Genomic DNA, 22,868 nt, shown 5'->3' with positions numbered 1-22,868 from the left:
GGAGGGATTATTCCACGATGAACAGCGGCTTGCCAGTCATCTCTTGCGGGATTTCCATGCCCATGAGGTTCAACATAGTTGGTGCGATATCAGAAAGCTTGCCGCCTTCAACCGCTTTCACACTACGGGAACCTACATAAATCAATGGAACTGGCAGGCTGGTATGCGCGGTATGCGCCTGACCAGTTGCCGGGTCAGCCATCTGTTCTGCATTACCGTGGTCAGCGGTGATCAGCAACTGCCCACCGACGTTTTCTACTGCAGAAACCACCTGAGCAATACAGTTATCCAGTGCTTCGATTGCAGCAACAGCCGCTTCGAAAACGCCGGTATGCCCGACCATGTCACCATTTGGATAGTTACAAATGATGGTGTCGTATTTGCCGCTGTTGATAGCTGCCAGCAGTTTTTCAGTCAATTCTACTGAACTCATTTCTGGTTGCAGATCGTAAGTAGCAACTTTCGGGGAGTTGATCAGAATACGGTCTTCGCCAGCAAACGGTTCTTCAACGCCGCCGTTATAGAAGAAGGTAACGTGAGCATATTTTTCAGTTTCGGAGATACGTAACTGAGTTTTGTCGTGCTTCGCCATCCACTCACCAAAGGTATTGGTCAGTGACGCTGGTGGGTAAGCGCAAGCGGCTTTAATGTCTGCTGCGTATTCAGTCAGCATCACGAAATCACCGAAGTTAACCACTTTCTTACGGGCAAAACCGTCGAAGTCAGCGTTAACAAAAGTACGGGTGATTTGACGCGCGCGGTCTGCACGGAAGTTCATGAAGATCAGCGCGTCGCCATCGTTCATGGCAGCGTCTGCTTCGCCTTCTGCACGAATCACAGTTGGTTTAACGAATTCATCGTTTTCATCACGAGCATATGCAGCTTCCAGACCCGCAACAGCGGTTTCTGCCTGGTATTCGCCTTTAGCCTGAGTCAGCAGATCGTAAGCCAGTTCAACGCGATCCCAGCGGTTATCGCGATCCATTGCGTAGTAACGGCCAATCAGCGAAGCAACGCGTCCTTTGCCCAGTGCAGCAAACTTATCGGCAAATTTCTTCAGAGAAGATTCTGCGCTGCGTGGCGGTGTATCGCGGCCATCAAGGAACGCGTGCAGGTAAATGGCTTCAGCACCTCGTTCAGCGGCCAGTTCAATCATCGCCAGAATGTGTTCTTCGTGGCTGTGAACGCCACCGGCTGAAGCCAGGCCCATGATGTGCACTGCTTTGCCAGCAGCAACAGCTTTGTCTACAGCTGCAGTCAGCGTTGGGTTAGCGAAGAAAGTACGTTCTTTAATTTCAACGTCCAGACGAGTCAGATCCTGGTAAACGATGCGGCCAGCACCAAGGTTTACGTGACCGACTTCGGAGTTACCCATTTGGCCATCTGGCAGACCGACTTCCATACCTGATGCGTTGATTAAAGTATGTGGACGCTGTGCCCACAGGTTATCCATAACCGGGGTTTTAGCATTCAGAATAGCGTTATCCTGCTGCTCTTCGCGGTGACCATAGCCATCCAGAATCACCAGAACCATAGGTTTTTTAGTAACTGACATTGCGATAACCTCTAAGTCAAAGACAAAATTTGCGTAATTTTACTACAGGCCACGGGGTAAATAGCCGCAGAAGATCAAAGAAACGGGTTGGATTGTGATCGGTTTTACGTCGTTAAGGTAATTTTTTTCGTAACAGTCCGCAGAATCAACATAACCTAACGCAGACTGGCTGTATTTGGCACAACGCAAATGTATACTCCTCACTTGGTTTTTTCATATTACTTAGTCGGGAGCTACACCCCCCCATGCAAGAAATTATGCAATTCATTGGTCGTCATCCCATACTTAGTTTGGCGTGGGTTGGCTTGTTTGCCGCCGTACTTTTCATGACTTTTAAAGGTTTGACCTCTAAGGTTAAGGTGATCACCCGTGGTGAAGCGACACGCCTCATCAACAAAGAAGATGCCGTTGTTGTTGATGTGCGTTCTCGTGATGATTACCGCAAGGGCCATATTGCTAACTCACTGAATGTACTGCCAGCTGATATTAAAAGTGGTAACTTCGGTGAGCTGGAAAAACATAAATCACAGCCTGTAATCGTGGTTTGTGGCAATGGCGTTTCCTCTCAAGATTCAGCCGCACTGCTGACAAAAGCCGGTTTCGAAAAAGTGACCTTACTGAAAGAAGGGATTGCTGGCTGGAGCGGGGAAAACCTGCCATTAGTTCGCGGTAAATAAATTGATACGCACACTGGGGTAAAACCATGGCGAATATTGAAATCTACACTAAAGCAACCTGTCCGTTTTGCCATCGTGCAAAAGACCTCTTGCAAAGCAAAGGGGTCGAGTTTCAGGAGTTAGCGATTGATGGCGACGCTGTTAAGCGCGAAGAGATGATTAAACGCAGTGGGCGAACCACAGTGCCGCAGATTTTTATTGACGCACAGCACATTGGTGGTTGCGATGACTTGTACGCACTCGATGCTCGTGGTGGACTCGATCCCCTGCTGCGCTAGTGCAGTTCCTTTGTCGCTTACTGCCGTTTAAAGGACGTATTAATTTTTTAAGGGTTTAACAATGTCAGAACAAAACAACACAGAAATGGCTTTCCAGATTCAGCGTGTCTACACCAAGGACATCTCTTTCGAAGCGCCAAATGCACCACACGTATTCCAGAAAGACTGGCAGCCGGAAGTGAAGCTGGATCTCGATACCGCTTCAAGCCAACTGGCAGACGATGTTTATGAAGTTGTGTTGCGTGTAACCGTGACCGCAACACTGGGCGAAGACACTGCGTTCCTGTGTGAAGTTCAGCAGGCGGGTATCTTCTCCATCGGTGGGATCGAAGGTCCGCAGATGGCACATTGCCTGGGTGCGTACTGCCCGAACATTCTGTTCCCTTATGCACGTGAAGCAATCACTAGCCTGGTTTCTCGTGGCACCTTCCCGCAGCTGAACCTTGCACCGGTTAACTTCGATGCGCTGTTCATGAGCTACCTGCAGCAGCAATCTGGCGAAGGCGAAGGTGCTGAAAACCATCAGGATGCCTGATGAACAGCCTTAATGCTTCAATGACTGTGATCGGTGCCGGCTCGTACGGCACCGCTCTTGCCATCACACTGGCGCGTAATGGTCACCACGTTGTACTGTGGGGCCATGACCCTAAACACCTTGCTGTATTGCAGGCCGATCGCTGCAATGCGGCGTTTCTTCCTGACGTACCTTTCCCTGATACTCTTCACCTTGAAAGCGACTTAGCGAAAGCTTTGGCGGCCAGTCGTAATATTCTGGTAGTCGTGCCGAGCCATGTATTTGGCGAAGTGCTGCGTCAAATTAAACCGCTGATGCGCGCTGATGCTCGTATCGTCTGGGCGACTAAAGGTCTGGAAGCGGAAACCGGTCGTCTGTTGCAAGACGTGGCGCGTGAAGCGTTAGGGGATGATATTCCTCTGGCGGTGATTTCCGGCCCGACGTTTGCCAAAGAGCTGGCCGCTGGTTTACCAACGGCAATTGCGCTGGCAGCAACTGACGAAACCTTCGCTCAGGATCTCCAGCAATTGCTGCACTGCGGCAAAAGCTTCCGTGTTTACAGTAACCCGGATTTCATCGGCGTGCAGTTGGGCGGCGCGGTGAAAAACGTGATTGCGATTGGCGCGGGCATGTCTGACGGGATTGGCTTCGGTGCGAATGCTCGTACGGCGCTAATCACTCGCGGTCTTGCGGAAATGACACGTCTTGGCACTGCTTTAGGCGCTGATCCTGAAACGTTTATGGGAATGGCTGGCCTGGGCGACCTGGTACTGACGTGTACCGATAACCAATCACGTAACCGTCGCTTCGGCATGGCGCTGGGGCAGGGTGCGGACGTGGATTCGGCACAGCAGAAAATCGGCCAGGTGGTTGAAGGTTACCGTAATACCAAAGAAGTTCGGGAGTTGGCGGCGCGTTTTGGCGTTGAAATGCCAATAACCGAGGAAATTTATCAGGTATTGTATTGCGGAAAAAACGCTCGCGAGGCAGCATTGACTTTGCTTGGTCGTACTCGCAAGGATGAGCGGAGCGGCAACTAGTTCAGTTGCAATAGATGGAACAACACAACCGCAATAACTGAAGCGTTCCGGTACTTTGTGCCGGGCGCTGTTTTTCTGTCTGGAGAGAGCAATGTCGTCTGAAGAACTGGATCTGGTGTGGAACAACATTAAAGCCGAAGCACGAGCGCTTGCCGATTGTGAACCAATGTTGGCCAGTTTTTACCACGCAACTCTCCTCAAGCACGAAAACCTCGGCAGCGCGCTGAGCTACATGCTCGCCAATAAGCTAGCTTCGCCGATTATGCCTGCCATTGCGATTCGTGAAGTTGTCGAAGAGGCATACGCGGCAGAACCACAAATGATTGCTTCCGCTGCCTGCGATATTCAGGCCGTGCGCACCCGTGACCCGGCAGTCGATAAATATTCCACTCCGCTGTTATACCTGAAAGGTTTTCATGCGTTGCAGTCCTACCGTATCGGCCATTGGCTGTGGAAAGAGGGACGCAGAGCTCTGGCGATATTCCTGCAAAATCAGGTTTCGGTTTCATTTCAGGTAGATATTCACCCGGCGGCGAAAATTGGCTGTGGGATCATGCTCGATCACGCCACCGGCATTGTGATCGGTGAAACCGCTATCGTTGAAAACGACGTGTCGATTTTGCAGTCTGTTACCCTGGGCGGTACGGGCAAAACCAGCGGTGACCGCCACCCGAAAATTCGTGAAGGCGTGATGATTGGTGCCGGGGCGAAAATCCTCGGCAACATTGAAATTGGGCGTGGGGCAAAAATTGGCGCAGGTTCTGTAGTGTTACAGCCAGTGCCGCCTCATACCACAGCGGCTGGCGTTCCGGCGCGAATTGTTGGCAAGCCTGAAAGCGATATGCCTGCCATTGATATGGATCAGCACTTTAACGGTGCTAACAATGGTTTCGAGTACGGCGACGGAATCTAGCTTCTCAGCACGGCGCCGGGGTACCCAAGCTGGCGCCACGCTTCATATACCACCACCGATACTGCGTTCGACAAATTCATGCTGCGGCTGTCCGGCATCATTGGAATACGGATTTTTTGCTCAGCAGGCAAAGCATCAAGAATCGTTGCTGGCAGGCCACGTGTTTCCGGGCCAAACACCAAATAATCCCCATCCTGATAGCTCACTGCGCTGTGCGCAGGCGTTCCCTTTGTGGTCAGCGCAAAGATTCGCTGCGGGTTTTCAGCCGCCAAAAATGCATCGTAGTTATGATGGCGATTCACGGCTGCGAACTCATGATAATCCAGACCTGCACGGCGCAGGCGCTTATCATCCCAGCCAAAACCTGTTGGCTCGATGATGTGCAACCGGAAGCCGGTATTGGCGCATAAACGGATAATATTCCCGGTATTGGGTGGGATTTCTGGTTCAAACAAAACGATATTTAGCATACTGCCCCCATAAGACCTGGCGCGCAGAATATCAATTTATGGCAGGAAGGAAAACAGGCCCCGAAGGACCTGTTCTTTATGGCGAAAAATTAACGATGATAAAGCGGCAGCCAAAGCACTAACCGCAATCCGCCCAACGGGCTGTCATCGGCTTTCACCCAACCACGATGTTGCTGAACAGCAGTTTCAACAATCGCTAACCCCAACCCAGTCCCGCCAGATTCACGATCGCGCGCTTCGTCTGTACGATAGAAAGGACGGAATATTTGCTCACGATCATCCGGGCTGACGCCTGGGCCATCATCATCGACGGTGATAGTAATACCTTGATTATCAACGGAGAAATTGACGGCAATTTTTGTGTGCGAATAGCGTAATGCGTTACGGACAATATTTTCCAGCGCACTTTCCAGTGAGTTGGGATTACCGTACATCAACCATGGACCTGGTGGATAAGTCACCTCCAGCGATTTGCCCATTTGTTCAGCTTCGAAGGCGGCGTTATCCAGCACTTCTGACCAAATTTGATTGGCTTTCATGGTTTCGCTCGCCAGCGCATTTTTTTGCTGGTTGCGCGACATCACCAACAGGTCGTTGATCATACCGTCCAGACGCTGAGCTTCCGTTTCAATGCGCTCCAGTTCCTTGCTTTCACCTGTTTTACGGCGCAGCAACGCTGTGCCTAATTGCAAACGAGTGAGCGGAGTACGCAGTTCATGCGAAATGTCAGACAACAGCCTTTGCTGGGTTGTCATCATCCTTTCCAGCGCGGTAATCATCTGGTTAAAACTGGCACCGGCTGCGAGGAATTCTTGCGGCCCGGATTCGAGTTCAGGGTGCTGACGCAAATTCCCCTGAGCCACTTCATCAGCAGCATTTTTCAACTTACGCGCCGGTTTTGCCAGGCTCCACGCCAGCCATAACAGCAGCGGTGAACTGACCAGCATCGTGACAATGAGTAATAGTAAAGGTCTATCAAACAGCAGGTTAATAAAATCAGATTGGGAATTACTTGCAGGGCGGATCAGGTAAAGTTGGTAATTATCTTCACCATCGCGTACCGAAAACGGCCCCACTAATTCAACGCGGCCATACTTTTTCTTTTGCGGATGATCGGAGTTATCAGACTGGCCGATAAAGTTACGAATAATCTGCATTTCATTGCGCTGGGCGCCAATAACTCGCCCTTCGCTGGTCACGAGCAACAAACGCTGTCCCGGTGGTGCCCATTTATCAATGGCCCGGAACAAACGACGCCACCACATCAGGTCGTTTGGTGGATCGTTTTCAAGTTCCGCTTCGACATGCTGTTCAATCATGATGCCTTGACGTTGCTCATTCTCCATCAATTCGGTCATTTGACGCGAATCCAGTTTAGGCAGCATCAGCACTAGCATCAGCACTAACGCCAGCGTCAACCAGAAGATGGCAAAAATACGCGCGGTAAGGCTACTTATCATGAAGCAGACACCATCAGGTAGCCGCGGCCACGTAATGTTTTAAACCACGGATGACCATCTTTACGGTCCGGCAACTTACGACGCAAATTGGAAATATGCATGTCGATTGCACGGTCGAAAGGTGTCAGGCGTTTGCCCAGAACTTCCTGGCTTAAGTGTTCGCGTGAAACCACCTGTCCCAAATGCTGAGCCAACAAATAGAGCAGGGTGAATTCAGTGCCGGTCAAATCAAGCGCTTGCCCATCAAAACTTGCTTCCTGGCGACCAGGATTCAGGCTCAAACCGTCCACTTCGACCGTCGGAGAACCGCTGTCGCTGTTTTGCTGCTGCTCACTCCAATGTGAACGACGCAAAATAGCGCGTATACGGGCCACCAGTTCACGATCGTTGAATGGTTTAGGTAGATAGTCATCTGCACCCAGTTCAAGGCCGAGAACACGATCTAGCTCACTTCCTCGTGCTGTTAGCATAATGACTGGAGTCTGGTTTGACTGGCGCAACTCTTTCAAAGTATCAATGCCATTTTTCTTTGGCATCATTACGTCGAGCAATAAAAGGTCAATGGTGTCATCAAGAAGCTCCAACGCTTGTTCGCCATCATGGGCGACAATTACGTTAAAACCTTCCATGTCGAGCAGTTCCTTCAACAGGGAAGTAAGCTCTCGGTCATCATCAACTAGCAGAATTTTATTCATTGTTAAATTACCTCCGAGGCAGAAATTACGTCATCAAGGCGCGCTAATCTATGACTTTACGTTGTTTTACACCCCCTGACGCTAGTTTGCAGCGGGAATCGTAGACTGAATCTCGTTGAATCGCAGCACAGATGATTTCAGGAGCAAGTGATGCGCAATGTTACCGCTGCCGTCATGGCCTCTACATTGACTCTGATTACCCTGTCCAGTCAGGCAAGCGATAACTGGTACCAAGGCGGTGAAGGCTTAGTTAAGCGAAATAACCTTCAGAGCCATATGTTCGAAGGGATAAACCTGACCGAACAACAGCGCCAACAAATGCGCGATCTAATGCACCGGGCACGGCATGATAGCCCACCCGTGAATGTAAGCGAAATGGAGACCATGCATAATCTGGTCATCGCTGAAAATTTTGATGAAACGGCAGTGCGTGCCCAGGCTGAAAAAATGGCACAAGAACAAGTGGCTCGCCAGGTTGAAATGGCGAAAGTACGCAACCAAATGTACCGCTTGTTAAGCCCTGAACAGCAGGCCGTTTTAAACGACAAACACCAACAGCGCATGGATCAATTTCGTGAACTGGCGGATCTGCAACAGAAGTCTTCGTTGCAGGCACTGAGTAGTAGCAGTAAGCGTAGTAACCAGTAACAAACCCTGTTTTCCTTGCCATAGACACCATCCCTGTCTTCCCCGCCTTAACCGGCGGGTTTTTTTTGCCTGATGGTTCAGATGAATCCGCTATACTAGCCAGCAATCATTTGCTGGAGCCCCTATGAATCAACAATATGGGAAGCTGGTTAGCCGCGCAGCAATTGCTGCGACGGTAATGGCCTCACTGTTACTTTTGATTAAGATTTTCGCCTGGTGGTACACCGGTTCGGTCAGTATTCTGGCTGCATTGGTCGATTCGCTAGTGGACATTGCCGCGTCGCTAACTAACCTTCTTGTCGTACGTTATTCGCTACAACCCGCAGATGAAGAACACACCTTTGGTCATGGCAAAGCGGAATCGCTGGCAGCACTGGCACAAAGTATGTTTATTTCCGGTTCTGCACTGTTCCTGTTTTTGACTGGCATTCAGCATTTAGCTGAACCGTCACCAATGAAGCAGCCTTTAGTGGGTGTGGTGGTTACGGTCATTGCGTTGTTCAGCACGTTAATTCTGGTGACTTTTCAGCGCTGGGTGGTGCGGAAAACGCAAAGTCAGGCAGTTCGAGCAGATATGCTTCATTATCAGTCTGATGTTATGATGAATGGAGCAATTCTTGTTGCTCTTGCGTTGTCCTGGTATGGCTGGCATCGCGCAGATTCAATATTTGCGTTAGGGATTGGCGTCTATATTTTGTATAGCGCACTGCGCATGGGTTATGAAGCTGTGCAATCTCTTTTAGATCGTGCTTTACCAGATGATGAGCGACAGGTAATTATTGAGATCATCAATTCATGGCCCGGCGTTAAAGGGGCGCATGATCTACGAACGCGGCAGTCAGGGCCGACCCGCTTTATTCAAGTCCATATCGAAATGGAAGACAACCTGCCACTGGTTCAGGCGCATGTGATTGCCGACCAGGTTGAACAGGCGATTTTGCGTCGTTTCCCTGGGTCAGATGTGATTATTCACCAGGACCCCTGCTCGGTTGTCCCGACGCAGCAGCAAGGGCATTTTGAGCTTTAATATTTCGTTGTAAAGTCAGACAGAGTCGATATTTTTTGGATAGAATACCGATAAATGGCCTGACCTGAATCAATTCAGCAAGAAGCGGTTGTTATACTATTTGTAGCAGAGTCGATGCCTCGGCATGCCGAAGGCCGTTTCCGGCAACAGGATTAATTTGCATTCAAAAGTTCAGAGGTAGTCATGATCAAAAAAATTGGTGTGTTGACGAGTGGCGGTGATGCTCCGGGCATGAACGCTGCGATTCGTGGTGTGGTGCGGGCGGCATTGTCGGAAGGTCTGGAAGTCGCGGGCATTTATGATGGCTATCTGGGATTGTATGAAGACCGCATGGTTAACCTGGACCGATACAGCGTGTCCGATATGATCAACCGTGGCGGTACTTTCCTGGGCTCAGCTCGTTTCCCGGAATTCCGGGACGAGAAAGTCCGTGAAGTGGCTATCGAGAATTTGAAAAATCGCGGTATTGATGCACTGGTTGTTATCGGCGGTGATGGTTCCTATATGGGTGCTAAGCGCCTGACCGAAATGGGTTTCCCATGCATCGGCCTGCCAGGTACCATTGATAACGATATCAAAGGCACCGATTACACTATCGGTTTCTTCACCGCTCTGGAAACAGTCGTGGAAGCAATCGACCGCCTGCGTGACACCTCTTCCTCCCACCAGCGTATTTCTATCGTGGAAGTGATGGGCCGTTACTGTGGCGATCTGACCTTAGCTGCATCCATCGCTGGTGGCTGTGAGTTTGTTGTCTTGCCAGAAGTTGAGTTTAATCGCGAAGACCTGGTTGAAGAAATCAAAGCGGGTATCGCTAAAGGTAAAAAGCACGCTATCGTGGCTATCACTGAGCACATCTGTGACATCGACGAACTGGCCCGATATATCGAGACGGAAACCAAACGCGAAACCCGCGCAACGGTTCTGGGCCACATTCAGCGTGGTGGTTCACCGGTTGCTTACGATCGCATTCTGGCTTCCCGCATGGGCGCTTACTCCATCGAACTGCTGCTGCAAGGTCACGGCGGTCGTTGCGTAGGTATTCAGAATGAGAAGCTGGTTCACCATGACATCATCGACGCTATCGAAAACATGAAGCGTCCGTTCAAAGGTGACTGGCTGGATTGCGCTAAGAAACTGTACTAATTCACTTTCTGTGAAAATTGAAGCCGGGGAAACCCGGCTTTTTGTTGTTTGTTATATGCTCAATAGTTATAGCAAATCTTTTTTTATTCTTTAATGAATGGATAACTTTCTGGCAGGCTGCTTTTATCAAATCTGATTAAAGAGAGCGAAAAATGAATAAGTGGGGAGTTGGACTTACATTACTGTTGGCGTCTGGCAGTGTGCTGGCGAAAGATATTCAGTTACTTAATGTCTCTTATGATCCCACTCGCGAACTTTATGACGAGTACAACAAAGCCTTCAGCGCTCACTGGAAGCAACAAACCGGCGACAACGTAGTTATTCGGCAGTCGCATGGTGGTTCTGGCAAACAAGCGACCTCTGTTATCAACGGCATTGAAGCTGATGTGGTGACACTGGCGTTGGCATACGATGTGGATGCGATTGCTGAGCGTGGCCGTATCGACAAAAACTGGATCAAACGCCTGCCAGAAAACTCTGCGCCTTACACTTCGACCATCGTTTTCCTGGTGCGTAAAGGCAACCCGAAACAAATTCATGACTGGAATGACCTGATTAAACCAGGCGTTTCTGTTATTACTCCGAATCCAAAAAGCTCTGGCGGAGCGCGCTGGAACTATCTGGCGGCCTGGGGTTATGCCCTACATCACAACAACAACGATCAAGCCAAAGCGCAGGATTTCGTGAAGGCGTTGTATAAGAACGTTGAAGTGCTCGATTCTGGCGCGCGTGGTTCAACCAGTACTTTCGTTGAGCGTGGAATTGGCGACGTGTTGATTGCCTGGGAAAACGAAGCGTTACTGGCAACCAACGAATTGGGCAAAGACAAGTTTGAGGTTGTCACGCCAAGTGAATCTATTCTCGCCGAACCTACCGTATCGGTGGTGGATAAAGTCGTCGACAAGAAAGGGACTCGGGAAGTCTCAGAAGCTTACCTGAAATACCTCTACTCGCCAGAAGGCCAGGAGATTGCGGCGAAAAACCACTATCGCCCACGTGACGCAGCGGTCGCGAAGAAGTATGAGAATGCCTTCCCGAAAATTAAATTGTTCACTATTGATGAAGAGTTTGGCGGCTGGACAAAAGCGCAGAAAGAACACTTCTCGAACGGTGGAACCTTCGACCAAATTAGTCAGCGTTAATCGTATTCACGGCCCTGAAAAGGGCCGTTTTGCTTTTGGGATTTCAGAGTTTGCGTTACGCTGAGCGACCCTCTTATGGTTTCTGAGGTTTCAATGCAGTGGTGTCAACGCAAGTTAGTTCTCCTTCTCCTGTTGTTGGCCATTGCTGTGGTGATCGGCTTCAGTCTCCGGCAATACCTGCATCATCCTGATGCGCTGTGGCGTATTGTCAGCCAGCAATGTGTTCCCAATCAGCGTGACAATCAGAACCCTGAGCCATGTGCCAAAGTAGATTTGCCATCGGGATACGTGCTGCTAAAAGATATCAATGGCCCGCTGCAATATCTGCTGTTGCCAATAGCAAAAATAAGCGGCATGGAAAGCCCGGAATTGTTGCAGCCAAAAACTGCTAATTTCTTCTGGCTAGCCTGGCAACAGCGCACTATTTTGAGTCTGCGCCGGGGATCTCAGATTCCTGACGATATTATTTCACTCACTATTAACTCTGCGACAGGTCGCTCGCAAAATCAGCTTCATATCCACATTTCTTGTTTACGCGCTGATGTGCGCGGGGAATTGGATCGGTATGCGAAAACGTTAAATAACGAATGGCAGGCGTTCCCGGTAGATCTGGCTGGAAACTCATACATCGCCAGAAAAGTCGGCGCAGCTGAATTTTCACAACGTAGCCCATTCATGATGTTGGCGACTCAGGTTCCACAGGCTCGGGAGCATATGGGGCGTTATAGTCTGGCGATGGCTAAACTGGCCGATGGGGAATGGGTAGCGTTGGCGACGGAGCGGAATTTACTGCGTTTGAATCTGGCTTCTTCTGAGCAACTACAAGATCACGACTGTGGGTTACTGAAATAAAAAAGCCCTGCCATTGCTGGCAGGGCCTGTATATGTTTAAGCGAGAGACTTACGCTTTTTTCGCTTCAGCCGCAGCTTTAACGATAACGGCAAACGCGTCTGCTTTCAGAGATGCACCGCCAACCAGCGCGCCGTCGATGTCCGGCTGAGCAAACAACTCTGCTGCGTTCTTATCGTTTACGGAACCGCCGTACTGGATGATCACTTGCTCTGCTACTTTCGCATCAGCTTTAGCAATGTGGTCACGAATGAATTTGTGAACAGCCTGAGCTTGAGCAGGAGTGGCTGATTTGCCAGTACCGATTGCCCATACTGGTTCGTAAGCGATAACCACACCTTCGAAAGCTGCTGCGCCCTGAGTTTTCAGCACTGCATCAATCTGGCGTGCGCAAACTTCTTCAGTTTTGCCAGCTTCGTTTTCTGCTTCAGTTTCACCGATGCAAAGAACTGGGATCAGACCAACTTCTTTCAGAATTGCGAATTTTTTAGCAATCAGTTCATCAGACTCTGCGTGGTAAGTACGACGCTCGGAGTGACCGATGATGATGTACTTAGCGCCAACATCTTTCAGCATTTCTGCAGAAACTTCACCAGTGAAAGCACCGGACAGGTTCAGGTCTACGTTCTGAGCACCAAGAATGATGTGGCTACCAGATGCAGCGTGTTTAGCCAGATCCAGATACATAGTTGGAGGAGCGATAGCAACGCCACATCCAGCAACGCCAGCCAGCTCTTTGCGTAAGCCAGCAATCAGCTCGTGTACCATGTGCTTGCTGCCGTTCAGTTTCCAGTTACCCATCACCAAAGGATGTCGCATCTTAATTCTCCACAAGGTCAAACTAATAAAAGAATCGCTGCCAGTCAGGGCAGCATGGTCTGTGAAACAGTATAGAGACTCAGCAAGCGAAAGGCTTTGCTTTTTGTCATATATACCCGTCATCATTCAAGTCACAGGGGTGTTGGCTGCACTCACTTACCCGAATCACTTACTGAAGTAAGCTCATCGGCATAAGCTCCCTGGCCGCCTACCTGCGACTGGAATGCTAACGGGTATGTTTAGTTGGTGTTCAGTGTCTCAGATAGCGTTAGCTTAATCGGTTCAACAGCGAAGGTCAGCCCCTTTTCACCGTTGTCTGCGACAACATAGCGGATCGCGCCATCGGTTTGTGTGTAGTAACGTTTGTTCTTTCCGTTACTGAGCAACCTGGTGAGTTTTGCTACGCTTTGTGGCTTTGAAAGCGAGGGCGTAAAGGTACGAATCAGCGCGGCCATGTACTCTGTCGCTTTTGCTCGCGCCACTTTTTGCTCAGGCCCTTGAATCGGCAACCACGTTATCTGGATAGATTTTATTTTCAGAGTGCCGTGTTCTAACGCAGTTGATGTGTAGAGGTTTTCGTTGATTTTGCTGGCGGCACGCATCAGGTTCACTTCATCGGAATTGGAGTCGATGGCACGGAACTCATTGATGGGCAAAGACGGGTTTGCAGTCGTGAATTTTTCCCGAAACTGCGTAATGTTCATGTCGAACGTTGGGGCGCCTGCCAATAAATAGGGAGCAACTTGTAGCGTTGAGGTGGAATCTGAAGGCGGATCAGCCCACACCACCGTAACGGGTAGTATCAGCAAAGCCAGACCTGCAACCAGATGTCTCATCGACAAATTCTCCTGTGAATTCTGCTTTCCGATTAAATCGGCATTCCGTTGGCTTGTCAAAACCCATCATAGCTGGGGTACACTACGGCGCTAAACAATAAAATGGACCTTACCATGACCATACAGCAATGGCTGTTCTCTTTTAACGGACGTATTGGACGTCGTGACTTCTGGATTTGGATTGGCGTCTGGCTAATTGCGCTGATCATTCTCTTCACCCTCGCGGGTGCTGAAATTATGCCTTACTCCACTGCCGGCTTCTTTCTTTCGGGTTCGTTGATTCCGACTGCCGCCGTGATCGTCAAACGTCTTCATGACCGCAATAAAAAAGGCTGGTGGGCGCTGCTGTTTATTCCTGCGTGGTTGTTGCTTGCAGGTAACTGGGAAACTTTCGGAACGTTAGCGCAGTGGGGGCTTGGCCGTTTTATCCCAACGCTGATTTTGGTGATGGTTATTATGGACCTGGGCGCGTTTGTTGGCACCCAGGGTGAAAACCGCTTTGGCAAAGACACCAGCGAAGTGAAGTACCGCTAGCATTACCCATAAAGTTACCAATAGTGTTCTGCAGTCATATGGCCCGGTCGGCGGCGTAAATGTTTGGTCATCTGCCGGGTATCTTTCAGCAACTGCTGTGTATCTCGTACCATCTGCGGGTTTCCGCATAACATCACATGACTGGTCTCAATGTTCATTGGCAGGCCAACAGCCGCTTCCAGTTCGCCGCTTTCGATAAGTGCAGGCACGCGGCCGGTTAACGAACCAGGAATTGATTCCCGACTAACGACCGTCTGAATGCGTAATTTCCCTTCATATTGCTGCTGGAGTTTTTGCATCAATGGCAAATAACTCAAATCCTGCGCATAACGTACGGCATGAAGCAAAACGATGTTATCGAAGCGCTCAAGGCCTTTACCTTCCTGCAAAATCGAAAGATACGGGCCGAGTGCTGTTCCCGTTGCCAGCATCCATAATGTCTGGCAATCAGGGATTTCATCCAGCACAAAGAATCCAGCCGCTTCGCTCACCAGCATAATTTCATCCCCAGGCTGCAGAGCATGCAGACGTGGGCTGAGCTTGCCTTCAGGCACGGTGACCAGATAAAACTCGAGGTTCGGATCGCTGGGTGCATTGACGTAGGAATAAGCGCGTTGTACGCGGTCGCCGTCAATTTCCATCCCAAGTTTAGTGAATTGCCCGGCGGTGAAAGGGGCGACAGGCGCATGAACAGTGAGACTAAAAAGAGCGTCAGTCCAGTTTTCAATCTGGACAACTTTACCTTTGACCCATTCCGCCATGATGTTCATTCCCCTGTGTTGTGTTTTTCCTATCTTCACCAGAAAAGTGAGAGATTTCCAGCTGGTTAAAGCTGGAAAGCTCAATCAGACAAACGATGGGCTTACAGAATATGGGTCTGTACTTCCTGGTCTTTACGGTCAAGGTAGTGAATAGATTTGATGCGACGAATGGTGCGTGATTTACCACGAATCAGCAGAGTTTCAGTGGTCGCCATATTCCCTTTACGGGTGATCCCATCCAGCAAATCGCCTTTGGTGATACCAGTTGCCGAGAAAATAACGTTGTCGTTGCGCGCCATGTCATCGAGCTTCAACACCAGGCCTGCTTCAATGCCCATTGCTGTGCAGCGGGCTATCTCTTGCTCACCGATTCGACGGTTTTCTTCGTTGTCACCTTTTACGTGGTGACGAGCCAACAGGCGGCCATGCATATCGCCGTCCAGCGCGCGGATAACCGCCGCAGAAATCACGCCTTCAGGTGCGCCGCCAATACCGTACATCACATCGACTTCGCTATCCGGCATGCAGGTCAAAATAGATGCTGCAACATCGCCATCAGGAATCGCAAACACGCGCACCCCAAGCTTTTGCATTTCGGCAATGACTTCATCGTGGCGAGGTTTAGCAAGAATGGTGACGGTGAGTTCACTGAGCGGTTTATTGAGCGCTACGGCGACGTTATAGAGGTTTTCTGCCAGCGGAAGATTCAGGTCGATAATGCCTTTAGCGCCAGGGCCGACAATCAGCTTTTCCATGTACATGTCGGGAGCGTTCAGGAAGCTGCCTTTGTCACCAACGGCCAATACTGCCAGCGCGTTTGCCTGGCCCATGGCGGTCATGCGTGTGCCTTCAATCGGGTCAACGGCGATATCTACTGCGTCGCCCTGGCCGGTACCGACTCTTTCACCAATGTACAACATGGGTGCTTCGTCGATTTCCCCTTCGCCAATCACAATCTGGCCGTCAATATTGACCTGATTAAGCACAATACGCATCGCGTGAACGGCAGCACCGTCAGCCGTATTTTTGTCGCCACGCCCCAACCATTTATAACCAGCCAACGCTGCGGCTTCAGTTACGCGGGAAAATTCTATCGCCAGTTCTCGTCTCATTGCACACTCATTTAGCAAGCCCAATTGCGACGGAGTTTAGCACAGGCGGGGTAGGGTGATCCCCTCTCCTGGTGGGCTGTCTCTTAGTCACATCTTTGAGGACTGGTTCCTGCCGAGCCGGAGAAGGCTCCGTTCACCAGGTGACAGCATGTTTATGTCGCGATTGATTTGCCGGGCGCCTGGATTATCAAGGGGTTGGCGTTAACCCCTTGATACGTTAACCGTTTGCGGGACTTACAACTCACGGGTGAACGGAAAACCTGCGAGGCTTACAGATCTTACCCTGACAAAATTGCCAGGGTGAGTTGTGTATAAGAGACAGCTCCCGGTGGGTGAGGGCAATTAACTTTCTTCGTGATCTTCCCAGGCCAGCGCACGCTTAACGGCTTTTTTCCAGCCAGCGTAACGGTAATTACGTTCGGTCGTTTCGATACCCGGACGGAACTCTTTTTCGATAACCGCTTTCTCGCTGACTTCGTCCAGGTTCTGCCAGAAGCCAACGGCCAGGCCTGCCAGATAAGCGGCGCCCAATGCTGTCACTTCACGAACTTCAGGGCGTTCAACACGAGTCCCCAAAATGTCCGCCTGGAACTGCATCAGGAAGTTATTCGCCACCGCACCGCCATCAACACGCAAAGCGTGTAAGCGAATATCAGCGTCAGCCTGCATCGCTTCCAGCACATCGCGTGTTTGGTAAGCGATGGACTCAAGTGTGGCGCGGATAATGTGGTTTGCGTTCACGCCGCGAGTCAGGCCGAAGATTGCGCCTCGAGCATACGGGTCCCAGTAAGGCGCGCCCAGGCCAGTAAATGCCGGGACGACATACACGCCGTTGGTGTCTTTTACTTTGGTGGCAAAGTATTCGGAATCCGTCGCGTCGCTGATCAGTTTCATCTCGTCGCGCAGCCACTGGATAGAAGCGCCACCCATGAATACTGCACCTTCCAGCGCATAATTCACTTCACCGCGTGGGCCGCAAGCAATCGTGGTCAGCAAACCGTGAGTGGATTTAACGGCCTGCGTGCCGGTGTTCATCAACATGAAGCAGCCGGTACCGTAGGTGTTTTTCGCCATCCCTTCTTTTACGCACAACTGACCGAAGAGTGCAGCCTGCTGGTCACCGGCGATCCCGGCGATAGGAATACGCGTACCACCTTTACCACCAATGTTGGTCTGGCCATACACTTCTGAGGATTTACGCACTTCTGGCAGCATAGCGCGCGGAATATCCAGCGCTTCCAGCATGCGATCATCCCAGGTCAGATCGTGGATGTTAAACAGCATGGTTCGTGAGGCGTTGGTGTAATCAGTAACGTGCACGCGTCCCTGAGTCATCTTCCAGATTAACCAGGTATCGACAGTACCAAACAGTAATTCACCACGGCGAGCGCGCTCACGCGAGCCTTCAACGTGATCAAGAATCCACTTTACTTTGGTACCGGAGAAGTACGGGTCAACCACCAGGCCGGTTGCCGATTTGATGTACTCTTCCAGGCCGTCGCGCTTGAGTTGCTCGCAGATTTCTGCGGTACGGCGGCACTGCCAGACGATGGCGTTGTAAATCGGTTTACCGGTCTCTTTTTCCCAGACAATCGCGGTTTCACGTTGGTTGGTGATACCAATGGCGGCAATTTGGTCTGAGTTGATGTCTGCTTTCGCCAGCACTTCGACTAGTGTGGAGCTTTGAGTTGCCCAAATCTCCATCGGGTCATGTTCTACCCATCCTGCTTTTGGGTAGATTTGCTGAAATTCGCGCTGCGAAACGCTAACGACGTTGGCATCGTGATCCAGGACGACGGCGCGAGAGCTGGTGGTTCCTTGATCGAGTGCGACAATGTATTTTTTTTCGTGAGTCATAATTTTGTCCTGAAGTCAGTCTTACAAAGAAGCATTTTGTTGTTTGGCGGCGCTGGATTTTTCTTCCTCTGCCACGCAAACATCACAAGGTAAATGGCGACCAATCAGCTTACGGTAACCAAAGGCACCTAACGCCGCGCCTACAATCGGGCCAAACACCGGTACCAGGAAGTAAGGAATATCACGGCCACCGGTAAAGGCGACGTCACCCCAGCCTGCTAACCAGGCGAAAAGTTTCGGGCCAAAGTCACGCGCTGGGTTCATGGCAAAACCGGTCAATGGTCCCATTGATGCGCCGATAACCGCAATCAACAAGCCAATCAGCAGCGGGGCTAACGGGCCACGAGGGACACCGTTGCCATCGTCCGTCAGCGCCAGGATAACGCCCATCAAAATGGCGGTAATCACCATCTCTACGGCAAACGCCTGTACCAGATTAATGTGTGGGTTTGGATAGGTTGAGAAGATCCCCGCCAAATCCAGGCTTTCTACGCTGCCGCGCACCATGTGATGCGTCTGCTCGTAATCGAGGAATAAATTGTAATACAGGCCATACACCAAAGCTGCGGCACAGAACGCACCTGCAACCTGCGACACAATAAATGGCACCACTTTGCGTTTTTCAAAACAGGCGAAAAGCCATAATGCGATGGTCACCGCAGGATTGAGATGCGCGCCGGAAACCCCTGCGGTCAGGTAGATAGCCATCGCCACCCCTAACCCCCAGATGACGCTAATTTCCCACTGCCCGAAGCTTGCGCCCGCCACTTTTAAGGCGGCTACACATCCTACACCAAAGAAAATCAACAACGCGGTACCCATAAACTCGGCGATGCACTGACCTTTCAAGGTTGATGGAGCTGTCTGACTCATAATAGGGTCCTGAAGGCAAAATTAATGTTTATTGTTTGTTCGGGCATTCCCTGCCGCGCAGGTGCCATGTAGGCGTTGTGTTAATTTATCGTTAACGAACATAAACGAGAAATATCGAGCTTTAAATTTGTGTGTCACGTCATAAAAATGAGCGATTTCGCGCCAATTTGTGCGCATTATCACCCAGGGAAGATAACTTCGACATTCATAACCGCAATTAATGCGTTAACAAATAGTGATTTTAAGACATGCCGCCATTCGGTATATGCCGAAAAACGTTATGTTACGCAAAGAGCGCTTCAACTCGCTGGACACGGCTACTCACGCTACTTACAATCGAGACACGCTGCGTGGTGCGCATATATTCATAAGGTGTCTTCGGGGAATATCCGGGACGGGGATTTAGACATCCATCAACGCCTTGCAATTCAGGAGAGGTTCGAAATGTCATTTGAAGTGTTTGAGAAACTGGAAGCAAAAGTACAGCAGGCGATTGATACCATTACCCTGCTGCAGATGGAAATCGAAGAACTGAAAGAGAGCAACACCAACCTGTCTCAGCAAGTTCAGCAGTCTCAGAGCAATCATGAAGAATTAGTACGCGAAAACAATTCTCTGAAAGAACAACAGCACGTGTGGCAGGATCGTCTGCACGCCCTGCTGGGTAAAATGGAAGAAGTGTAAGACCACAGCTTCAATAAAAACGGGCGCCCCAGGGCGCCCGTTTTGTTATTCGATTTTGTTACTCAATATCGAGGGGATCTTCGGAAAGGATAATGCCGGTGTTATCGGCATACAGATGGTCGCCGGAGAAGAATGTCACGCCGCCAAAGTTAACGCGCACGTCACTTTCGCCAACGCCAACACCAGCAGAGCCAACAGGAATGGCGGCAATTGCCTGAATACCAATATCCAGTTCCTCCAGGTCATCAACCTGACGCACGGCACCATATACCACAATGCCTTCCCACTCATTTTGAGCCGCCAGACGGGCAAGTTCTGCGTCAATCAAAGCACGGCGTACAGAGCCGCCGCCATCGATCACCAAAACACGTCCACGGCCATTTTGTTCGAGCAGATCATACAACAATCCGTTGTCCTCGAAACATTTCACCGTGATGATTTGCCCGCCAAAGGACGACCGCCCACCGAAATTGGAAAACAGCGGTTCAACGACGTTGACATCTTCCTGATAGATGTCGCAAAGCTCGGAAGTATCATATTTCATAGGATTAAGATTCTGTTGCTGCACGAGTTGTCAGTATATCGCTTAATATTAACTGTTGGCAAAATCATCAATTGTTAATTGATATTTGTCAGCTAAAACGAAACCGTGCTGAGCACAACTCCTACCGCAAACAACAAGTTAGTGAGCAATGCGGCTTTCACCGTGCGTACAAGCATCGGGCGCATGGCGACAGGTTCCATTTCATTTAACACATAAAGCGCCTGTTTAATGAGCAACGGCGCGGCCAGGACAAACAACCATCCCCACAAATTTTGCAGCCAGACAAGATTGAATACTGCGAGGCACACCAGCGCCCCAATCAACAGGCAGGCATGATAACGACGTGCCAGCACCGGGCCTAATCGCACCGCCAGCGTGTTTTTACCGTTTTCCCGGTCGCTGTCGATATCGCGTAAATTATTGATGTTGAGCACCGCTGTTGCGAGCAATCCGCACGCCGTGGCGGGTAAAAAGACCAAAGGTGCCAGAGTATGCGCCTGCAAGTACCAGGTTCCCGCGACACTCAGCCAGCCAAAAAAGACCAGCACTGAAATATCGCCAAGCCCCATGTATCCATATGGACGTGTACCTACGGTGTAGGTAATTGCGGCGATGATTGCCAGCAAACCCAGCGCCATGAAACCGAGGAAATCGGCCAGTGTGTGGCAGGCGACAGCGACCAATGCCATGCCAGACAAGCAAATTAATACCACGCTAATGATCAGCGCTTTTTTCATTTGCGCCTGGGTAATCACACCTTTCTGCATTCCGCGCAATGGCCCTATTCGGTCTTCTTTATCGCTGCCTTTTACCGCATCGCCGTAGTCATTAGCCAGATTCGAGAGGATTTGCAGTAGCCCCGCAGTCAGCAACGCCAGTAACGCAATAGCCGGATTAAACACGCCTTGCCAAAAAGCCAACGCAGAACCACAAACGATAGAGGCAAAAGCCAGCGGTAAAGTGCGGGGGCGCAAGCTTTCAAGCCAGGCCTGAGTGGTGCTTACAGAGTGCGATTCGCTCATAGTTCTCTCTGTTAGATATAAAAAATGGAGGGCATAAGCCCTCCATTTGTAATGAAGAAAATACGTTGAGCGCGATTATAGGATAAAACGGCTCAAGTCTTCATCTGCTACCAACTCATCCAGATGTTTACTAACATATTCGGCATCGATCAGAATGGATTGGCCGCTCAGATCGCTGGCATCATAAGAGATGTCTTCAACCAGGCGCTCCAGCACCGTGTGTAGACGACGCGCACCGATGTTTTCGGTGGATTCGTTCACCTGCCATGCGGCCTCAGCAATACGGCGAATACCATCTGCGGTAAAGTCGATAGTCACGCCTTCAGTGCCCATCAGCGCTTTGTATTGCACAGTGATAGACGCGTTAGGCTCGGTCAGAATGCGTTCGAAATCTTCAACCGTCAGTGCCTGCAATTCCACACGAATTGGCAGACGCCCCTGCAATTCAGGGATCAGGTCTGACGGGCTTGCCACCTGGAATGCACCAGATGCAATAAACAGAATGTGGTCAGTTTTGACCATACCGTGTTTAGTAGAAACGGTGCAGCCTTCAACCAGTGGCAGCAAGTCACGCTGAACGCCTTCACGAGAAACATCCGGGCCGGAGCTGTTGCCACCGCGCTTACAGATTTTGTCGATCTCATCGATAAACACGATGCCGTGTTGCTCAACCGCATCAATCGCGTCTTGCTTCAGCTCTTCTGGATTCACAAGCTTCGCAGCTTCTTCTTCAATCAGAAGTTTCATCGCGTCTTTGATTTTCAACTTGCGTGGCTTTTGCTTCTGGCCACCCAGGTTTTGGAACATAGACTGCAACTGGTTGGTCATTTCTTCCATGCCAGGAGGAGCCATGATCTCAACACCCATCGGTGCTGCAGCCAGATCGATTTCAATTTCTTTATCGTCTAACTGGCCTTCACGCAATTTCTTACGGAAAGACTGGCGAGCCGCAGAAGGTTCTTGTGGCGCTTCAGCCTGGCCCCAGTTGTTTTTAGCTGGTGGCAGCAGAACATCAAGGATGCGCTCTTCGGCCATTTCTTCGGCGCGGAATCGGTTCTTTTCAATGGACTGCAAACGCACCATTTTCATCGCAGAATCAGTTAGATCGCGGATGATAGAATCCACTTCTTTACCAACATAACCAACTTCGGTGAATTTGGTGGCTTCAACTTTGATGAACGGCGCGTTGGCGAGTTTCGCCAGACGACGAGCAATTTCGGTTTTACCGACACCGGTTGGGCCGATCATCAGAATGTTTTTTGGCGTAACTTCATGGCGCAGCTCTTCATCAAGCTGCATACGGCGCCAGCGGTTGCGCAGCGCAATCGCCACGGAACGCTTGGCATTGTCCTGGCCAATGATGTGTTTGTTCAGTTCGCTGACAATTTCGCGTGGGGTCATTTCAGACATG

25 protein-coding genes are annotated in these 22,868 nt (G+C 50.4%); 12 read left to right on the top strand and 13 right to left on the bottom strand.

Annotated features, from left to right (window positions below; translation table 11 throughout):
* Positions 1–7 precede the first annotated feature (7 nt).
* Positions 8–1,555 carry a 2,3-bisphosphoglycerate-independent phosphoglycerate mutase gene (gene gpmM / locus MNO13_RS23915; protein WP_064541751.1) on the bottom strand — a complete coding sequence of 516 codons (1,548 nt, stop codon included), beginning with the start codon at positions 1,553–1,555 and terminating at the stop codon, positions 8–10.
* 245 nt (positions 1,556–1,800) lie between these two features.
* On the opposite strand from gpmM, the gene MNO13_RS23910 reads away from it, so the two are divergent.
* From MNO13_RS23910 to cysE, 5 genes are all read left to right on the top strand, one after another.
* Complete coding sequence (locus MNO13_RS23910; RefSeq protein WP_064541747.1) at positions 1,801–2,232, top strand: rhodanese-like domain-containing protein; 432 nt, start codon at positions 1,801–1,803, stop codon at positions 2,230–2,232.
* Between the two features lie 26 nt (positions 2,233–2,258).
* Positions 2,259–2,510 carry a glutaredoxin 3 gene (gene grxC / locus MNO13_RS23905; protein ID WP_064541744.1) on the top strand — a complete coding sequence of 84 codons (252 nt, stop codon included), beginning with the start codon at positions 2,259–2,261 and terminating at the stop codon, positions 2,508–2,510.
* 61 nt (positions 2,511–2,571) lie between these two features.
* Complete coding sequence (gene secB, locus MNO13_RS23900) at positions 2,572–3,045, top strand: protein-export chaperone SecB (RefSeq protein WP_034461441.1); 474 nt, start codon at positions 2,572–2,574, stop codon at positions 3,043–3,045.
* The gene (gene gpsA / locus MNO13_RS23895; RefSeq protein WP_241939379.1) at positions 3,045–4,064 is read left to right on the top strand and encodes an NAD(P)H-dependent glycerol-3-phosphate dehydrogenase; all 1,020 of its coding nucleotides are present in this window, start codon (positions 3,045–3,047) and stop codon (positions 4,062–4,064) included. The genes secB and gpsA overlap by 1 nt, the downstream gene beginning before the upstream one ends.
* A 91-nt stretch (positions 4,065–4,155) precedes the next feature.
* Entirely contained in the window at positions 4,156–4,977 is an 822-nt protein-coding gene (gene cysE, locus MNO13_RS23890; protein ID WP_034500031.1) for a serine O-acetyltransferase, read from the top strand.
* Here cysE and trmL read toward each other — a convergent pair.
* The 3 genes from trmL to cpxR all read right to left on the bottom strand — a co-directional run bounded on the left by trmL (position 4,974) and on the right by cpxR (position 7,602).
* Positions 4,974–5,447, bottom strand: coding sequence for a tRNA (uridine(34)/cytosine(34)/5-carboxymethylaminomethyluridine(34)-2'-O)-methyltransferase TrmL (trmL, locus tag MNO13_RS23885; protein ID WP_064515046.1), 474 nt, complete (start codon positions 5,445–5,447; stop codon positions 4,974–4,976). The genes cysE and trmL overlap by 4 nt on opposite strands.
* 89 nt (positions 5,448–5,536) lie before the next feature.
* Complete coding sequence (gene cpxA, locus MNO13_RS23880; protein ID WP_064541736.1) at positions 5,537–6,907, bottom strand: envelope stress sensor histidine kinase CpxA; 1,371 nt, start codon at positions 6,905–6,907, stop codon at positions 5,537–5,539.
* Positions 6,904–7,602 (bottom strand): envelope stress response regulator transcription factor CpxR, encoded by a 699-nt coding sequence (gene cpxR / locus MNO13_RS23875; RefSeq protein ID WP_241939378.1) that lies wholly within the window; start codon positions 7,600–7,602, stop codon positions 6,904–6,906. The genes cpxA and cpxR overlap by 4 nt, the downstream gene beginning before the upstream one ends.
* A gap of 150 nt (positions 7,603–7,752) precedes the next feature.
* On the opposite strand from cpxR, the gene cpxP reads away from it, so the two are divergent.
* The 5 genes from cpxP (at position 7,753) to MNO13_RS23850 (ending at position 12,417) form a co-directional block, all read left to right on the top strand.
* Positions 7,753–8,250, top strand: a complete 498-nt coding sequence (gene cpxP / locus MNO13_RS23870) for a cell-envelope stress modulator CpxP (RefSeq protein WP_064541733.1) — start codon at positions 7,753–7,755, stop codon at positions 8,248–8,250.
* A gap of 124 nt (positions 8,251–8,374) precedes the next feature.
* On the top strand, positions 8,375–9,277 hold the full coding sequence (fieF, locus tag MNO13_RS23865) for a CDF family cation-efflux transporter FieF (protein WP_121814607.1): 903 nt from the start codon (positions 8,375–8,377) through the stop codon (positions 9,275–9,277).
* Between the two features lie 183 nt (positions 9,278–9,460).
* Positions 9,461–10,423, top strand: a complete 963-nt coding sequence (gene pfkA / locus MNO13_RS23860) for a 6-phosphofructokinase (RefSeq protein ID WP_064541727.1) — start codon at positions 9,461–9,463, stop codon at positions 10,421–10,423.
* Between the two features lie 152 nt (positions 10,424–10,575).
* Entirely contained in the window at positions 10,576–11,565 is a 990-nt protein-coding gene (locus MNO13_RS23855; protein WP_064541724.1) for a sulfate ABC transporter substrate-binding protein, read from the top strand.
* A 93-nt stretch (positions 11,566–11,658) separates the two neighbouring features.
* Positions 11,659–12,417, top strand: a complete 759-nt coding sequence (locus MNO13_RS23850) for a CDP-diacylglycerol diphosphatase (RefSeq protein WP_241939377.1) — start codon at positions 11,659–11,661, stop codon at positions 12,415–12,417.
* Between the two features lie 49 nt (positions 12,418–12,466).
* On the opposite strand, the gene tpiA is transcribed toward MNO13_RS23850, so the two are convergent.
* The gene (gene tpiA / locus MNO13_RS23845; protein ID WP_034461430.1) at positions 12,467–13,234 is read right to left on the bottom strand and encodes a triose-phosphate isomerase; all 768 of its coding nucleotides are present in this window, start codon (positions 13,232–13,234) and stop codon (positions 12,467–12,469) included.
* Between the two features lie 239 nt (positions 13,235–13,473).
* Positions 13,474–14,070 carry a YiiQ family protein gene (locus MNO13_RS23840; RefSeq protein WP_064541721.1) on the bottom strand — a complete coding sequence of 199 codons (597 nt, stop codon included), beginning with the start codon at positions 14,068–14,070 and terminating at the stop codon, positions 13,474–13,476.
* A gap of 114 nt (positions 14,071–14,184) precedes the next feature.
* Between MNO13_RS23840 and MNO13_RS23835 the strand changes: the two genes are divergently transcribed.
* Entirely contained in the window at positions 14,185–14,604 is a 420-nt protein-coding gene (locus MNO13_RS23835; protein ID WP_034500043.1) for a DUF805 domain-containing protein, read from the top strand.
* 14 nt (positions 14,605–14,618) lie between these two features.
* Here the strand turns inward: MNO13_RS23835 and fpr are convergent, their stop codons facing one another.
* The 4 genes from fpr to MNO13_RS23815 all read right to left on the bottom strand — a co-directional run bounded on the left by fpr (position 14,619) and on the right by MNO13_RS23815 (position 19,207).
* Positions 14,619–15,365 (bottom strand): ferredoxin--NADP(+) reductase, encoded by a 747-nt coding sequence (fpr, locus tag MNO13_RS23830; protein ID WP_121814604.1) that lies wholly within the window; start codon positions 15,363–15,365, stop codon positions 14,619–14,621.
* A 101-nt stretch (positions 15,366–15,466) separates the two neighbouring features.
* The gene (gene glpX / locus MNO13_RS23825; RefSeq protein WP_064541715.1) at positions 15,467–16,477 is read right to left on the bottom strand and encodes a class II fructose-bisphosphatase; all 1,011 of its coding nucleotides are present in this window, start codon (positions 16,475–16,477) and stop codon (positions 15,467–15,469) included.
* Positions 16,478–16,819: 342 nt separating this feature from the next.
* Positions 16,820–18,334 (bottom strand): glycerol kinase GlpK, encoded by a 1,515-nt coding sequence (gene glpK / locus MNO13_RS23820; RefSeq protein ID WP_064541712.1) that lies wholly within the window; start codon positions 18,332–18,334, stop codon positions 16,820–16,822.
* A gap of 21 nt (positions 18,335–18,355) precedes the next feature.
* A complete protein-coding gene (locus tag MNO13_RS23815; protein WP_064541709.1) occupies positions 18,356–19,207 on the bottom strand; it encodes an MIP/aquaporin family protein in 852 nt (283 codons plus the stop codon).
* Positions 19,208–19,651: 444 nt separating this feature from the next.
* Here MNO13_RS23815 and zapB point away from each other — a divergent pair, with 444 nt between their 5' ends.
* Positions 19,652–19,891 carry a septal ring assembly protein ZapB gene (gene zapB / locus MNO13_RS23810; RefSeq protein WP_064541705.1) on the top strand — a complete coding sequence of 80 codons (240 nt, stop codon included), beginning with the start codon at positions 19,652–19,654 and terminating at the stop codon, positions 19,889–19,891.
* Positions 19,892–19,949: 58 nt separating this feature from the next.
* On the opposite strand, the gene rraA is transcribed toward zapB, so the two are convergent.
* The 3 genes from rraA to hslU form a co-directional block, all read right to left on the bottom strand.
* Complete coding sequence (gene rraA, locus MNO13_RS23805) at positions 19,950–20,435, bottom strand: ribonuclease E activity regulator RraA (RefSeq protein WP_064541702.1); 486 nt, start codon at positions 20,433–20,435, stop codon at positions 19,950–19,952.
* A gap of 92 nt (positions 20,436–20,527) precedes the next feature.
* Positions 20,528–21,457 (bottom strand): 1,4-dihydroxy-2-naphthoate polyprenyltransferase, encoded by a 930-nt coding sequence (gene menA, locus MNO13_RS23800; RefSeq protein WP_064541699.1) that lies wholly within the window; start codon positions 21,455–21,457, stop codon positions 20,528–20,530.
* A gap of 75 nt (positions 21,458–21,532) precedes the next feature.
* Positions 21,533–22,867, bottom strand: coding sequence for an HslU--HslV peptidase ATPase subunit (hslU, locus tag MNO13_RS23795; protein ID WP_064541697.1), 1,335 nt, complete (start codon positions 22,865–22,867; stop codon positions 21,533–21,535).
* Between the last annotated feature and the right edge of the window lies 1 nt (position 22,868).

Source organism: Buttiauxella ferragutiae (genome assembly GCF_022637515.1).
GTDB classification, from domain to species: domain Bacteria; phylum Pseudomonadota; class Gammaproteobacteria; order Enterobacterales; family Enterobacteriaceae; genus Buttiauxella; species Buttiauxella ferragutiae.
The sequence above is the reverse complement of the archived record's forward strand: the minus strand, read 5'-3'. Positions and strand labels throughout refer to the sequence as shown.